Source organism: Streptomyces longisporoflavus (genome assembly GCF_014649775.1).
Classification (GTDB): Bacteria; Actinomycetota; Actinomycetes; order Streptomycetales; family Streptomycetaceae; genus Streptomyces; species Streptomyces longisporoflavus.
This window is the reverse complement of sequence record NZ_BMTR01000014.1, coordinates 1-15,397: the sequence shown is the minus strand read 5'-3', so window position 1 is coordinate 15,397 and position 15,397 is coordinate 1. Positions and strand designations below refer to the sequence as shown.

The 15,397-nt window shown below is 70.8% G+C and carries 13 protein-coding genes; 10 read left to right on the top strand and 3 right to left on the bottom strand.

What is annotated here, in order from left to right:
• Positions 1–125: 125 nt before the first annotated feature.
• Complete coding sequence (locus tag IE226_RS26660) at positions 126–1,916, top strand: hypothetical protein (protein ID WP_229871559.1); 1,791 nt, start codon at positions 126–128, stop codon at positions 1,914–1,916.
• 31 nt (positions 1,917–1,947) lie between these two features.
• Here IE226_RS26660 and IE226_RS26655 read toward each other — a convergent pair whose 3' ends face one another.
• Positions 1,948–2,790, bottom strand: coding sequence for a DUF3109 family protein (locus IE226_RS26655; protein WP_190083932.1), 843 nt, complete (start codon positions 2,788–2,790; stop codon positions 1,948–1,950).
• Between the two features lie 71 nt (positions 2,791–2,861).
• On the opposite strand from IE226_RS26655, the gene IE226_RS26650 reads away from it, so the two are divergent.
• The 5 genes from IE226_RS26650 to IE226_RS26630 all read left to right on the top strand — a co-directional run bounded on the left by IE226_RS26650 (position 2,862) and on the right by IE226_RS26630 (position 7,916).
• Positions 2,862–3,794, top strand: a complete 933-nt coding sequence (locus tag IE226_RS26650; protein WP_190083931.1) for a Ppx/GppA family phosphatase — start codon at positions 2,862–2,864, stop codon at positions 3,792–3,794.
• 135 nt (positions 3,795–3,929) lie between these two features.
• A complete protein-coding gene (locus IE226_RS26645; RefSeq protein ID WP_190083930.1) occupies positions 3,930–4,754 on the top strand; it encodes a sugar phosphate isomerase/epimerase family protein in 825 nt (274 codons plus the stop codon).
• Positions 4,751–5,380 carry a TetR/AcrR family transcriptional regulator gene (locus tag IE226_RS26640; RefSeq protein WP_190083929.1) on the top strand — a complete coding sequence of 210 codons (630 nt, stop codon included), beginning with the start codon at positions 4,751–4,753 and terminating at the stop codon, positions 5,378–5,380. Before IE226_RS26645 ends, IE226_RS26640 begins: the two co-directional genes overlap by 4 nt.
• A gap of 166 nt (positions 5,381–5,546) precedes the next feature.
• Positions 5,547–7,400, top strand: a complete 1,854-nt coding sequence (gene ilvD, locus IE226_RS26635; RefSeq protein WP_190083928.1) for a dihydroxy-acid dehydratase — start codon at positions 5,547–5,549, stop codon at positions 7,398–7,400.
• 222 nt (positions 7,401–7,622) lie between these two features.
• Positions 7,623–7,916: an SH3 domain-containing protein gene (locus IE226_RS26630; protein WP_190083927.1), complete on the top strand. Its 294-nt coding sequence runs from the start codon at positions 7,623–7,625 to the stop codon at positions 7,914–7,916.
• A 67-nt stretch (positions 7,917–7,983) separates the two neighbouring features.
• On the opposite strand, the gene IE226_RS26625 is transcribed toward IE226_RS26630, so the two are convergent.
• Positions 7,984–10,296, bottom strand: coding sequence for a serine/threonine-protein kinase (locus tag IE226_RS26625; protein ID WP_190083926.1), 2,313 nt, complete (start codon positions 10,294–10,296; stop codon positions 7,984–7,986).
• A gap of 164 nt (positions 10,297–10,460) precedes the next feature.
• Here IE226_RS26625 and IE226_RS26620 point away from each other — a divergent pair, with 164 nt between their 5' ends.
• From IE226_RS26620 to proC, 4 genes are all read left to right on the top strand, one after another.
• Positions 10,461–11,030, top strand: a complete 570-nt coding sequence (locus IE226_RS26620; RefSeq protein WP_190083925.1) for an EamA/RhaT family transporter — start codon at positions 10,461–10,463, stop codon at positions 11,028–11,030.
• A 98-nt stretch (positions 11,031–11,128) separates the two neighbouring features.
• On the top strand, positions 11,129–11,962 hold the full coding sequence (locus tag IE226_RS26615) for an ABC transporter ATP-binding protein (protein ID WP_190083924.1): 834 nt from the start codon (positions 11,129–11,131) through the stop codon (positions 11,960–11,962).
• A complete protein-coding gene (locus IE226_RS26610; protein ID WP_190083923.1) occupies positions 11,959–12,696 on the top strand; it encodes an ABC transporter permease in 738 nt (245 codons plus the stop codon). The genes IE226_RS26615 and IE226_RS26610 overlap by 4 nt, the downstream gene beginning before the upstream one ends.
• Positions 12,697–12,778: 82 nt before the next feature.
• A complete protein-coding gene (proC, locus tag IE226_RS26605) occupies positions 12,779–13,591 on the top strand; it encodes a pyrroline-5-carboxylate reductase (RefSeq protein WP_190083922.1) in 813 nt (270 codons plus the stop codon).
• Between the two features lie 82 nt (positions 13,592–13,673).
• Here the strand turns inward: proC and trpS are convergent, their stop codons facing one another.
• Positions 13,674–14,684 carry a tryptophan--tRNA ligase gene (trpS, locus tag IE226_RS26600; RefSeq protein WP_190083921.1) on the bottom strand — a complete coding sequence of 337 codons (1,011 nt, stop codon included), beginning with the start codon at positions 14,682–14,684 and terminating at the stop codon, positions 13,674–13,676.
• Between the last annotated feature and the right edge of the window lie 713 nt (positions 14,685–15,397).

Sequence of the window (15,397 nt, the reverse complement as noted above, 5' to 3'; positions counted from 1 at the left end):
TCACGGACGCACTTCCGGAATCATGGGTTCCTGTCCCCTTTTGAGGGATCTGTTCACCCGTAAGGATTAAATGTGCTCAAGGGGGAGGAACGTCCCGGCATCATCCGCCTAACTTCGCACGGGTGATGAGCAGCAGGCCGGAAGCCCCCACGCAAGTAACCGGCGCACACCGGGCGCATCGAGACGCGCGCCGGCGCGTTGTGCCCCGCTCGGTGCCGCAGGCGCCGCCCGCCCGCTATGAGCCCTGTCTGGACGGCCTGTTCACGTACTGCCTGTCCGTGCTCTGCGATCACGAAGCCGCGACCACCGCCCTGGGCGACGTGCTCGCCATCGCCGAGCGCCGCGGCTCACGCGGCCCGGCCGCCGAGGCCGAGCTGAAATCCTGGCTGTACGCACTCGCCCGCTGGGTCTGCCTGCGCGCCCTCGCCGACGCGAAGCGCAAACGGCAGGGCGCGCACGCCTCCGGGTCCGCATCCCGCGTCCCGAAGGCCGCCGCGTCCGCCGGGCCCGCCCCGGCCGCCGGGCCGGAAGCATCCGGTGCGGCCACCCCGGCCACCCCACCCACCGAGACCGCCCCGCCCGCCAAGCCCGAGTCAGCCGCGCCGTCCGACGAGACAGAGCGGCAGCGGCGCCGCGAACTCGCCCGTCTTGCCTGGCCGGAGGCCGCGGGCACGACGCCCGAGCAGCGCGAGGCGCTGGAGCTCGCCGTGCGCCACCAGCTCACCGCCAAGGAGGTCGCCGCGGTCGTCGGCATGGACGTCGGCAGGACCCGCGAGCTTCTCGCGTCCGCCGCCTGCGAGGTGGAGCGCACGCGGGCCGCGCTCGCCGTCGTGGAGACCGGCAACTGCCCGATCGTCGCCCGCCTCACCGGCGACAACCAGCTCCTCCTTGGCACGGCCCTGCGCCGCGAACTCGTCCGGCACGTCGACGACTGCCCCCGCTGCCGTCGTACCGCCGAGCGCGCGGGATCCGGCGCCTGGCCCGGCACGGCCGCTTCCCCCGCCGCACTCCCCGTCATCGAGGCACCGCGGGCCGCCGTGCACATGGCGATGGCGCACTTCCCGCGCGCGCGGGGCGGCGGTCCGCGCTTCGACCGGCGCGGATTCCCGATGGACCCCAAGGACCACGCCGCCCGCCGCGACCGGATGCGCGCGCGTGCCGTGACGACGACGGTCGTCGCCACCGTGGTGGCCGCGCCGGTGCTCGCCCTCTGGGCGGCGTACCGCGGGGCGCCGCTGACCGGCGAGGGCCAGGACGGCCGCTCGGTCAGCGCGAGCGACGCCGGGTCCGACGGGACGAACGGCGACCGCAGACCCGAGGACTACGAGAACGCGGGCAACGCCGACACGCCCCCCGACCCCCGCTTCACCGCGGGCAGCCGCTCGCCGGACGTCTCCGTGGAGGTCATCAGCTCCGGATCACCGCCGTCCCGTTCCGGAACCGGCGCCGGCCGTCTCACCGTGTCGGCGCAGCCGAGCGGCGGTACGACACTGATCACGCTCTTCGCCTCGGGGGGCGAGCGTGTCCACTGGTCGGCGAGCGCGGGAGCGCCCTGGCTCTACCTGAGCCGGTCGTCCGGGACGCTCGCACCGGGGGAGACGTTCACGATCCGGGTGTACGTCGACCACACGCGGGAGCCCGCGGGGCACTGGAGCGCGCGGGTCTCCGTCGCGCCATCGGGAGCGATCGTCTCGATCAACGGATACGGCAGCGGTTCGGGCCGCCCGACGCACCCCGGCCCCCGGCCGACCCCGGTACCCCCGAAGCCGAGGCCGACCCCGACGACCCCGGACCCCACCCCCACGCCGACGACCCCGGACCCGACGCCGACCACCCCGGACCCGACGCCCACGCCGTCGGACCCGGGCAACTCGACACCCCCGCCGAGCGACAGCGACGGCCCGAGCCCGGGCTAGGGCCAGTCGAACCGGCCCGCCCCACCAGTCTCTACCGCGAAGGATCCGCCGGATGCGGAGCGAGCAACGGCAGCTGCGACGCCAGTCGCGCCTCGCACAGCTCCGCCAGCCGGTCGTACCCCTCCTTGCCCATCAGCTCGGTCAGCTCGGGGCGGTAGGAGACATACACGGGATCACCCGCGCCGTGCGCCGACGTCGCCGACGTGCACCACCAGTGCAGGTCGTGGCCGCCGGGGCCCCAGCCGCGCCGGTCGTACTCCCCGATGGACACCTGGAGGACGCGCGTGTCGTCGGGCCGGTCGATCCACTCATACGTCCGCCGGACCGGCAACTGCCAGCAGACGTCCGGCTTCGTCTCCAGCGGCTCGCGCCCCTCCTTCAGCGCCAGGATGTGCAGCGAGCACCCCGCGCCCCCGGCGAAACCGGGGCGGTTCTGGAAGATGCAGGAGCCGTTGTACGGGCGGGTCTGGCGCTCGCCGTCGTCGTCCGTCGAGACCCAGCCGGTCTCCGTGCCGATGTCGTGGTGCTGCCAGATGTCCGGCGTGAGCCGCGCCACGGATTCGGCGACGCGCTTCTCGTCGTCCTCGTCGGAGAAGTGGGCGCCCAGCGTGCAGCATCCGTCGTCCGCACGGCCCGCCTGAATGCCCTGGCAGCCACTGCCGAAGATGCAGGTCCACCGAGAGGTCAGCCATGTCAGATCGCAGCGGAAGACCTGCTCGTCGTCCGCGGGATCAGGGAACTCCACCCAGGCGCGGGCGAAGTCGAGGCCCTTCTCGTCCGGCTGCGCCTTCGCGGACTTCCCGGGCTTTCCCGGCTTCCCCGACTTGTTCTTCGGCTTCGTTTTGTCGGTCTTCGCCTTGTTCGTCTTTGGCACGTCTCCAGGGTATGCGCGCTGTCCCCGGTCCGAGGACCAGCGACAGCCGTACGAGCAGTAGCGTTCCGTATATGAGACTCGGTGTCCTCGACGTAGGTTCGAACACGGTGCATCTGCTGGTGGTGGACGCACACCCCGGCGCGCGCCCCCTGCCCGCGTACTCGCACAAGGCGGACCTGCGCCTCGCCCAACTCCTCGACGACGCCGGTGCGATCGGCCCCGAAGGCATCGACCTGCTGGTCGGCACCGTCCGTGACGCGATGGAGGCCGCCGAGGACAAGGGCGTCGAGGACCTGCTGCCGTTCGCGACCTCCGCGGTGCGCGAGGCGAGCAACGCCGACCAGGTCCTCGCCAGGGTCAAGGAGGAGACCGGCGTCGATCTACAGGTCCTCGCCGGCCCCGAAGAGGCCCGCCTCACCTTCCTCGCGGCCCGCCGCTGGTTCGGCTGGTCGGCGGGAAAGCTCCTGGTCATCGACATCGGCGGCGGCTCGCTCGAAATCGCGTACGGCATAGACGAGGAACCGGACGCGGCGGTCAGCCTGCCGCTCGGCGCGGGGCGTCTGACGTCTTCCTGGCTGAGCCAGGACCCGCCGGACCCCGCCGACGTGAAGACGCTGCGGCGGCACGTGCGCACCGAGATCGCGCGCACGGTGGGAGAGTTCAGCCGCTTCGGCGCCCCGGACCACGTCGTGGCGACGTCGAAGACGTTCAAGCAGCTGGCCAGGCTCGCGGGCGCCGCGCGCTCTGCCGAGGGGCTCTACGTACAGCGCGAGCTGAAGCGGAAGTCCCTGGAGGACTGGGTGCCGCAGCTGTCCGCGATGACGGCCATGGAGCGCGCCGAACTGCCCGGAGTCTCCGAGGGGCGGGCCGGACAGCTCCTCGCGGGGGCGCTCGTCGCCGAGGGTGCGATGGATCTCTTCGGGGTCGAGACCCTGGAGATCTGCCCGTGGGCGCTGCGCGAGGGCGTGATCCTGCGCAGGCTCGACCATCTTCCGACGTCATAGGGCTCATGCGCGGACAGCGGCGATCGGCGCCGAGCGCAGACGCCGCCGCGCGCCAGTAGACGTACATCACATACGGCCCGGGTGTGTGGGAGACCACCTCCCGGGTGCCGGGGCGGGGCCCGTACGCTGTCCCTCGTGGCAGAACCAGTGGTGCGCATCCCGGATGCGAAGGTCGCCCTGTCGACAGCCTCGGTCTATCCGGAGTCGACGGCGACGGCCTTCGAGATCGCCGCGCGCCTCGGCTACGACGGCGTCGAGGTCATGGTGTGGACCGACCCCGTCAGCCAGGACATCGAGGCGCTGCGCAGACTCAGCGACTACCACCGCATCCCGATCCTCGCCGTGCACGCGCCATGTCTCCTGATCACGCAGCGCGTGTGGTCCACGGACCCCTGGGTGAAGCTCCGGCGCGCGCAGGCCGCCGCCGAGAAGCTGGGCGCGTCGACCGTCGTCGTGCACCCGCCCTTCCGCTGGCAGCGGGGTTACGCGAACGCGTTCGTCGACGGCATCTGGAAAATGGCGGACGAGACGGACGTCCGGTTCGCTGTCGAAAACATGTACCCGTGGCGCTACCGCGACCGCGAGATGCTCGCCTACGCCCCCGACTGGGACGTCACCAAGGACGACTACCGCCACTTCACGGTCGACCTCAGCCACACCGCGACCGCCCGCACGGACGCCATGGACATGATCGACCGCATGGGCGACCGTCTGGGACACGTCCACCTCGCCGACGGCAAGGGCTCCGCCAAGGACGAGCACCTGGTGCCGGGCCGCGGCACACAGCCGTGCGCCGAGCTCCTGGAGCGCCTCGCGACGAGCGGCTTCGACGGGCACGTCGTCATCGAGGTCAACACGCGCCGCGCGATGTCCAGCGCCGAGCGCGAGGCCGACCTCGCCGAAGCCCTCGCCTTCACGCGGCTGCACCTCGCGTCCGCGATGAAGGTGCCCCGCTCGTGACGGCTCCGGCAGCGGACGGCGCGGCTCCGCGCCGCAGGGGACGGCCGTCCCGTACGCAGTCCGCCGAGGGCCCCGCGACGCGGGACCGCATCCTGGAGGCGGCCCGCACCGAGTTCTCCGCCCGCGGGTACGAGAAGACGTCCGTACGCGGGATCGCCAAGGCGGCCGGGGTGGACTCGGCGCTCGTGCACCACTACTTCGGTACGAAGGAGCAGGTCTTCGAGGCGTCGATCGAGGTGGCCTTCGCGCCCGCGCTCGACGCCCCGGCGGCGATCGAGGACGGCCCGCTCGACGGCGTCGGCGAGCGCCTGACCCGCTTCGTCTTCGGCGTCTGGGAGAACCCCGCGACCCGTGTACCGCTGCTCGCGATCGTGCGCTCGGCGGTGAACAACGAAACGGCGGCGGCCGTCTTCCGCCGGCTCATCGCCGCGCAGCTGCTCGGCAGGATGGCCGAGCGGATCGACAAGCCTGACGCGGAGCTGCGGGCGGAACTGGCGGCCGCGCAGCTGGTGGGCACGGCGATGCTGCGGTACGTGATCCAGGTCGAGCCGCTGGCCTCCGCGGACCCGGAGACGATCATCGCGCGGCTCGCGCCGGTGGTGCAGGGGCATCTGACGGGGCCGTGAGGTCGAGCGGGCCGGTTGCCGGGGAGGAGCAGGCAGCCGCCGAACCGCCGCTCAGCGAGACGGCTGTCCCGCAATCCGGACAGGCTGTCCAGATCGTGGAGCGGCGGCGTACCCTCGAAAACAGTCGATTCCTATGTCTCTGAGATCTCAGAAGGAGCGAGCGACGATGCCCGAGCTCAGGTCCCGCACAGTCACCCACGGCCGCAACATGGCGGGCGCACGCGCCCTTATGCGGGCCTCCGGTGTACCCGGCGCGGACATCGGGCGGAAGCCGATCATCGCCGTCGCCAACTCCTTCACCGAGTTCGTGCCCGGCCACACCCACCTCCAGCCGGTCGGCCGGATCGTCTCCGAGGCGATCGTCGCCGCGGGCGCCATCCCGCGCGAGTTCAACACGATCGCCGTGGACGACGGCATCGCGATGGGCCACGGCGGAATGCTGTACTCCCTGCCGTCCCGCGACCTGATCGCGGACTCGGTGGAGTACATGGTGGAGGCACACTGCGCCGACGCCCTGATCTGCATCTCGAACTGCGACAAGATCACCCCCGGCATGCTGAACGCCGCCCTGCGTCTCAACATCCCGACGGTCTTCGTCTCCGGCGGCCCGATGGAGGCCGGCAAGGCCACGCTGGTCGACGGCACGGTCCGAAAACTCGACCTGGTCAACGCCATCAGCGACGCGGTCGACGAGAACATCTCGGACGAGGACATCCTCCGTATCGAGGAGAACGCCTGCCCGACCTGCGGCAGCTGTTCCGGCATGTTCACGGCCAACTCCATGAACTGCCTGACCGAGGCCATCGGCCTCTCCCTGCCGGGCAACGGCTCGGTGCTCGCCACGCACACCGCCCGCAGGGCGCTGTACGAGAAGGCGGGCGAGACGGTCGTCGAGATCGCCAAGCGGTACTACGACGGCGACGACGACTCGGTCCTGCCGCGCAGCATCGCCACGCGCGCCGCCTTCGACAACGCCATGGCGCTCGACATCTCCATGGGCGGCTCCACGAACACGATCCTGCACCTGCTCGCCGCGGCGCAGGAGGCCGAGCTCGACTACAGCCTCGCCGACATGGACGAGGTCTCGCGCCGCGTCCCCTGCCTGGCCAAGGTCGCCCCGAACGTCGCGCCCGGCGGCACGTACTACATGGAGGACGTGCACCGCGCGGGCGGCATCCCCGCGATCCTCGGCGAGCTGTACCGCGGCGGTCTCCTGAACGAGGATGTGCACACGGTCCACTCCGCATCCATCAAGGAGTGGCTCGAGACCTGGGACGTGCGCGGCGGTTCGCCGTCCGCCGAGGCCGTCGAGCTGTGGCACGCGGCCCCGGGCTGCGAGCGCTCGGCGACCGCGTTCTCCCAGTCGAAGCGCTGGGACAGCCTGGACACGGACGCCGCGGGCGGCTGCATCCGGGACGTGGCCCACGCGTACTCGAAGGACGGCGGCCTCGCGGTCCTCAAGGGCAACATCGCCGAGGACGGCTGCGTCGTGAAGACGGCGGGCGTCGACGAGTCGATCTGGACGTTCGAGGGCCCGGCCGTGGTCTGCGAATCCCAGGAAGAAGCAGTCGACAAGATCCTCAAGAAGCAGGTGAAGGAAGGCGACGTGGTCGTCATCCGCTACGAGGGCCCCAAGGGCGGTCCCGGCATGCAGGAGATGCTCTACCCCACCTCCTTCCTCAAGGGCCGCGGCCTCGGCAAGGCCTGCGCCCTGGTCACGGACGGCCGCTTCTCCGGCGGTACTTCGGGCCTGTCGATCGGCCACGCGTCGCCCGAGGCGGCGGCCGGCGGCGCGATCGCCCTGGTCGAGGACGGCGACCGCATCCGCATCGACATCCCGAACCGCGGCATCGAACTCCTCGTCGACGACGCGGAACTGTCCCGCCGCCGCGAGGCGCTCGGCGGCGTCTACGCCCCCAAGAACCGCGAGCGCAAGGTCTCGGCAGCGCTGCGCGCGTACGCGGCGATGGCCACGAGCGCGGACCGCGGCGCGGTGCGTGACGTCTCGAAGCTGGGCTGAGGTCGGCCTGCGGCCTGCAGACCTGACCTGACCTGACCTGGCCGCTGCCGGACGTGCCGTGAGGGGCCTGCGGGCCGGTGAGGGCTGGTCGCGCAGTTCCCCGCGCCCCTTGCGGGGCGCGTCCACCCCCTCCCGCAACCGCACCGCCACCCCCACGCGTCCACCCCTGTAAGCGAACATGCCAAGGCGGCCCCGAGCCGCCGCTTCACGGGGGAGAGAAGCATGAGCGAGAACGTCATCGCACCGGAATCCGCGGAGGAAATCGAGGCCGCGGCGGCCAGAACGTACCCGATCGTCGCGGACGTCAACGTCCGCTCCGGCCCGGGCACGTCGTACGGCAAGGTAGGCCGCCTCTCGGCAGGAACCCGAGTGACGATCCTCTGCCAGAAGCCGGGCGAGAAGATAACGGGCCCGGCGGGCACGACAAAGCTGTGGGACCGCATCGGCAGCGGCCGCTACGTCTCGGACGCGTACGTCCGCACGGGCAGCACCGGCTACGTGGCACCCCGCTGCTGACTCACGCCAACGCTCTCAGCACCACCGCGGAAGCCGCCGAAGTCCACCCGGATTCTCATCCGGATTCTCACCCGGACTTCGGCGGCTTCGTCGCGTCGAACGTGAACACGGTGTTCTTGGCCGCGGTCACGACCACCACACGCCCCGAAACCGCGATCCGCGGACTGGCGTTCACCTCACCGCCGAGCCCGTCCGCCCGTGGACTCGTGGACCACAGCGGCTCGCCGCCCCGCACCGAGAGCGCGACGACCCGCCCACTGGCCGAGCTGAAATAAAGAGCCTTGGAACCAGCAGAACCAGAACCGGAGCGAGAACCGGCTCCAGAACCAGCCCCCGCAGCCAGCACCGGCCCCGAGGCGCCCTCCACGCTCGTCTGCCGGGACCACTTCTCCCGACCGTTCGCCGGGTCCACCGCACTGATGCGCCCGGTCCGCCCCGCGAAGTAGACGGTGCCGTCCGCCATGCCGGGCGTCGCGTCGTACGTCTTCTTCAGCGGCCGGGACGACACCTGGCCACTGGCCGGATCGACCCGCAGCACCTTGTCGTACCCGACGGACTGGGCGCCCCGCATCCGCTGGTGCAGGAGCACGAGCCCGCCCTTGCTGTCGCCCACCGGATGCACCGGACCCTGGACGGGGATGCCCTTGCCGAGCGACCCGGACTCCAGGTCGACGGTGTGCAGGACGGGGTGGCGCACGTCGACGTTCGCGACCTCGGCGGACGGCCCGCACATCGCGTACATGCGCTGTCCCGCCGCGACCGGCGTGCACTCGGAGCCCGCGGGGAACGGCGTCGACCAGAGCACGCGTCCGCTGTGCGCCTCCCTGGCCTCGATCCGCGTACGGCCGGGATCGACGCTCAGGACGGTCGAGCCGGACAGCACGGCGTCCTGCGTCCGCCCGGTGTAGACCGTCGACTGGCCGCCGATCGGCCGTGACCACAACTCCTTGCTGGTACGGGCGTCCAGCGCCACCAGCTGCTGGCCCGCGCCGTCGCCCTCCGGGACGCGGTAGCCGAGGACGGTGTCGTTCGTGGCGCCCACGATGTGCATGCCCTGGGTGGGCACACCGGGGCTCTTGACCTTCCAGATCTCCTTGCCGTCGGAGATCCGCAGCCGGGTCGCGACGACCCCGCCGCCCCCGCAGAACAACGCGTCCCCGCGCGGTACGCAGCGCACCTCGTCCGGGATGCCCCGGTCGTTGGGCACGGTCGTGCGCCACGGCCGGAAGCCGTCGGGCAGGGGCGGCGCCTCGGCCGCCGCGACCGTGCTGTCCCTGCCGTCGCCGTCACCGCTCCCGGAAGAGGTGTCGGACGAGCCGAGCTGCAGCGCGGCGACCCCGCCGCCGAGTGCGGCCACGGCGACGGCGGCGGCGAGCACGGGGCGCCAGCGGCGGCGCCGGCGAACGCTGTTGAGGGTGCCGTCGGCAGGGGCCCCAGTTCCAGTGCTAGTACCGGTACCGGTGTCGGTGTCGGCGCCGAACCCGTTCGCCGTCCCGTCATCCCCCGCGCGATGATGCTGCGTATCCGTGTCCCGCGTACGACTTCCCGGCGCCCCCGCCGCCACGTCCCCCATCTCGGCCGGCAGATCCCGCAGCCGCTCAAGCAGCTCGTCGGCGGACGGACGCGCGTCCGGGTCCTTGTCGAGGCAGGGCTCGACCACCGCGCGCAGGGCGGCCGGTACGGCGGTCAACTCCGGCGGCTCGTGCACCACTTGATAAGCCGTCATGTACGGGCTGTCCGCATCGAACGGCCCCTGCCCCGTCGCCGCGTACACCAGCAACGTACCCAGCGAGAAGACGTCGGACCGCGGCCCGACGCCGCGCGGCGCCTGCAACTGCTCCGGCGACATGAAGGGCGGCGTACCGATGACGCGCCCGGTCATCGTCAGCGTCTGCTGGTCCGCGGCGCGCGAGATGCCGAAGTCGATGACGCGCGGACCCTCGGGCGAGAGCACGACGTTCGACGGCTTCAGGTCCCGGTGCACGACGCCCACGCGGTGGATGTCGCGCAGCGCCTCCGTCAGACCGATGGCCAGCGTGCGCAGATCCGTGCCGGTCAGCGGGCCCTTCTTGGCGATGTGCTGGGCGAGGGTGTGCCCCTCTATATAGGTCGTCGCCATCCACGGGTGCTCGGCCTCCGGGTCGGCGTCGACGACGGCGGCGGTGAACGCGCCGCTGACCCGCCGCGCCGCCGCCACCTCCTGCCGGAAGCGGATGCGGAATTCCTCGTCCCCCGCGTACTGCTGGTGGATCAGCTTGATCGCGACGGGGCGCCCCGAAGCCGTACGTGCCAGAAAGACCGTGCCCATGCCGCCCGAGCCGAGCCGTGCCTCGAGCGGGTAGCCGCCGATCTCGGCTGGGTCACCTCCGCGGAGCGACACTCTCCCGACCTCCCCGTCCCGCCTGCCTCAGTTTTCGCCTGGGTCCGTCTACCTGTCCTGCCAACCAAACTAGCCGCCGGGTGGTACGGCAGGGCAAGGCGGGGGACGAATAGGGCGAGCCTGCCTTGCGCCGGCCCGCGACCGCCCCGAGCGATACTCGACGGGTGAGCGCAGATTCCAGCACCCCCGACCGCACGGCGGCGACGACCGGCACAACCGGCACAACCGGGACGTCCGGCGCACCCCAAGCGAGCGGCAAGGCCGCGACGGCCCCCGGCCCGCAGCCCGAGCCCCTCCGCTTCTTCGGTACGACCTGGGTAGGCCACGACAACGGCTACGGCGCGCGCCGCGCGGGCGTCGCGGCGGGATCGCTGCTCGCGGCGGCGGCCGGCTGCTTCGTGCTGCGTTTCGCTTACGAGGGCATGGCGATCGCGGACGTGGGGACGTTCGTGAACTTCCTGGTCCTCATCATGTTCTCGGTCTGCAGCGCGATCGCCTTCCGCCGCAGCTGGGAGGGGTTCACCCGCCGCCACGACCCGGCGTCCCAGTCGTCGATGCGCGGCCTCATGACGATCGGCTTCGTCGGCGTCCTGCTCGCCTACTTCGTCCGCTCCCTCACCGAGGCCCCCGGCGAACAGCTCCACCGCCAGGAGTACGAGGCGGCCCGCGAGCAGTACGCCAAGCGCACCTCCCGCCGCACGGGCAACCCCTCCCGCAAGAAGAAGAAGGCGTAACCGCGCCGCCCGTTCCCCGTCAGACCCCTGGCCCGGCCCCCCCCATCTCGGGGGCCGGGCCTTGACGCGTGCGGCGCCCGGCGCGCAATAATCATCACATGATGAATAATGCGGAACCTCCTGCCATCGAGGCGAGGGGCCTGACCGTCGTCCGAGGCCCCCGCACAGTCCTCCGCGACCTGACTTTCACCGTCCCGAAGGGCCAGATCACCGGGCTCCTGGGCCCATCGGGCTGCGGCAAATCCACCCTCATGCGCGCCACGGTCGGCACCCAGGCCAAGGTCACCGGCACCCTGAACGTCCTCGACCACCCCGCGGGCGCCCCCGCCCTCCGCTCCCGCATCGGCTACGTCACCCAGAGCCCCTCCGTCTACGACGACCTCACCGTCCGCCAGAACCTGGACTACTTCGCCGCCGTCCTGGACCCCGGCCGAGGCCTCGCCGCCCGACGCCGCCACGACCACGTCACCCGAGCCATCGAGGACGTCGACCTCACCAGCCACGCCGACGCCCTCGCGGGCAACCTCTCCGGCGGCCAGCGCAGCCGCGTCTCCCTGGCGGTCGCCCTCATCGGCGCCCCGGAACTCCTCGTGCTCGACGAACCCACCGTCGGTCTCGACCCCGTACTCCGCCGCGATCTGTGGAACCTCTTCCATTCCATCGCCGCCGACCGGGGCACCACGATCCTCGTGTCCTCACACGTCATGGACGAGGCCGAACGCTGCCACCGCCTTCTCCTCGTGCGCGAGGGCGAGCTTCTCGCCGACGACACCCCGCAGGCCCTGCGCACCCGCACCGACTCCGAAACCGTCGAAGCGGCCTTCCTTCACCTGGTCGACGAGGCAATCGCCGCCCAGCGCGACAACACCCCCACCACCGAGAACGGCACCCCGTCCACCGAGAACGGCACCCCCTCCAGGAGCCCCCGATGAACGCCCACCGCACCCTCGCCACCGCGGCCCGCGTCCTGCGACAGCTCCGCCACGACCCGCGCTCCATCGCGCTGATGCTGCTCGTCCCCTGCGTGATGCTCCTTCTCCTGCGCTACGTCTTCGACGGCAGCCCGCAGACCTTCGACTCCATCGGCGCCTCGCTGCTCGGCATCTTCCCCCTCATCACGATGTTCCTGGTGACATCCATCGCCACCCTCCGCGAACGCACCTCAGGCACCCTCGAACGCCTCCTCGCCATGCCCCTGGCCAAGGGCGACCTCATCGCGGGCTACGCCCTCGCCTTCGGATTCCTCGCCGTCATCCAGTCCCTCCTCGCCACCGGCCTCGCCCTGTGGGCCCTCGGCCTCGATGTCACGGGATCCGCCTGGCTGCTGCTCCTGGTCGCGCTCCTCGACGCCCTGCTCGGCACGGCACTCGGCCTCTTCGTCTCCGCCTTCGCGGCCTCCGAATTCCAGGCCGTCCAGTTCATGCCGGCCGTGATCTTCCCCCAGCTCCTCCTCTGCGGCCTGTTCACCCCACGCGACAACATGGCGCCGGCCCTCGAAGCGATCTCCGACGTCCTGCCCATGTCGTACGCCGTCGACGGCATGAACGAAGTCCTGCGCCACCCCTCCGTCACCGGCGCCTTCGTACGCGACGCGGTCATCGTCGCGGCCTGCGCCGTCCTCGTACTCGCCCTGGGCGCCGCCACCCTCCGCCGCCGCACGGCCTGACGCACCAATGCGAGGATGACCGGAAGAGAAGGACCGGAAGAGAACGACCCCGGCTGAACCGCACCTGGAGGGTGACCCACACATGCCCCAGCCCGTCGCAGTCCTCGGCACCGGCAAGATCGGCGAAGCCCTCCTCAGCGGGATGATCCGGGCAGGCTGGGCCCCCGCCGACCTCCTGGTCACCACCCGCCGCTCCGAACGCGCCGCCGAACTCCGCACCCGCTACGGAGTCGACCCGGTCAGCAACGCCGAGGCCGCCAAGCAGGCCGACACCCTCATCCTCGCCGTCAAGCCGCAGGACATGGGCCGCCTCCTCGAAGAACTCGCCCCGCACATCACCCCCGATCGCCTGGTCATCAGCGCCGCCGCCGGCATCACCACCTCCTTCATCGAGGAGCACCTCGCCGCCGGCACCCCCGTCGTCCGCGTCATGCCCAACACCCCGGTCCTCGTGGACGAGGGCATGTCCGTCATCTCCGCGGGCAGCCAGGCCACCGCCGCCCACCTCGCCCACGCCGAGGAGATCTTCGGCGCCGTCGGCAAGACCCTGCGCGTCCCCGAGACCCAGCAGGACGCCTGCACGGCCCTCTCCGGCTCGGGCCCGGCGTACTTCTTCTACCTGGTCGAAGCCATGACGGACGCGGGCATCCTGCTCGGCCTGCCCCGCGACAAGGCCCACGACCTCATCGTGCAGGCCGCGATCGGCGCCGCCGTGATGCTCCGCGACAGCGGCGAACACCCGGTCAAGCTCCGCGAGAACGTCACCTCCCCGGCCGGCACCACCATCAACGCCATCCGCGAACTCGAGAACCACGGCGTACGAGCAGCTCTCATCGCCGCTCTCGAAGCCGCCCGCGACCGCAGCCGCGAACTGGCCTCCGGCAACAACAGCTGACCGCCGCCCGGACCGGGGCGCGCGACGGCCGCGCCCCGCCGCGACCCCCGCACGCCCCGAAGCGATCACCGCCCCGTCGCGCCTACAGCTCCTCGTTCACAGGCGGCAGCAGACCAATCGCGCGGTAGGCGGTGTCCACCATCGGCCTGGACATCCCCCTGGCCCGCTCGGCCCCCCGTCGCAACACCTCCTCTACATACGCGGGATCAGCCACCAGCTCCTTGTGCTTCTCCTGCACGGGCCTCAGCACCTCCACCACAGCCTCGGCGGTGTCCTTCTTCAACGCCCCGTACGACTCGTACACACCGCTCAGGTCCTCGGGGCTCCCGCCCTCACAGGCCGCAAAGATCTCCAGCAGGTTGGCGACGCCCGGCTTGCCCTCACGGTCGTACTCGACCTCGGACCCGCTGTCGGTCACGGCACGCAAGATCTTCTTCCGCACGACGTCCGGCTCATCGAGCAGATAGACGATCCCGGCCCCCACGTCCCCGGACTTCCCCATCTTCGACGTCGGGTCCTGCAGATCCATGACTCTGGCGGCAACCTTGGGATACGTGGCCCGCGGCACCACGAACGTGTGCCCGTACCGCTGGTTGAACCGCACGGCCAGATCCCGCGTGAGCTCGACGTGCTGCACCTGGTCGTCCCCGACCGGCACCTCGTCCGCCCCGTACGCCAGGATGTCCGCCGCCATCAGCACGGGATAGGTGAGCAGCGAGAGCCGCACACTCCCACCGCGGGCCCGCTCGAGCGCGGACTTCTCCTTGTACTGGATCATCCGCCGCATCTCGCCGTCCGTCGCGACGCACTCCAGCAGATACGAGAGCCGGGCGTGCTCGTCCACATGACTCTGTACGAACACGGTGGCCCGCTCGGGATCGATCCCCGACGCGAGCAACAGCGTCGCCGCCTGCCTACTGAGCCTTCGCACCCGGCCGGGATCGTGATCCACGGTCAGGGCATGCAGATCCACGACGCTGAACAACGACTCGGCCCGGTGCTGATCAACCTCTGCCCACTGGCGTACGGCACCCAGGTAGTTCCCCAGGGTCAGGTGCCCCGTCGGCTTGATCCCGCTGAAGATCCTCGTCATCTCTCCACCTCTGGTCAGGACCGCCGGCCCGACGACCGGGCTCCGGATCCTCCAGGGGGAGAAACAAGAAACGGCCGCCGAGTCGGCAGCCGTTGAGTACATGCGTGTGTACGGCCGCCGTCAGGCGGCCCACCACAGTTGGGTGTGCGCATGTGTAGTCACGTCTCCTACAGTAGCTCTCGGGGGACGCCGCGTACCAGGGTTGACACGCCCTGGGCCGCCTACGTAGTGTTCTCCGAGTTGCCCGACGTGAGCGCCGACCCCTGGTCGGTCCCCGGGCGGCCATTCCGCAACAACCATTCAAGCGATCAACATCGCGTCGTCTCTTCGACGACCCGTCGTCTGCTCGCTTTCATGCGCTTTTGCGAAATGAGGAATCCGCGTTCGAAAGAACGCCCCGATTTGAATCGGGAGCCAGGATCCCGCTAAAGTCTCACTCGTCGGAACGGCCCAACAGCCGGGAAGACAAGCCTCACTGACTGGGAATCAGGCCCGAAAGGATCTGATAGAGTCGGAACCGCCGGAAAGGGAAACGCGAAAGCCGAAAGGCCGGAGCGGGAACCGGAAAGGCACCGAGGAAATCGGACACGAAAGAGTCTGATAGAGTCGGAAACGCAAGACAGCAAGAACAGCAAGACAAAATGAAACACCGAAGGGAAGCGCCCGGAGGAAAGCCCGAGAGGGTGAGTACAAAGGAAGCGTCCGTTCCTTGA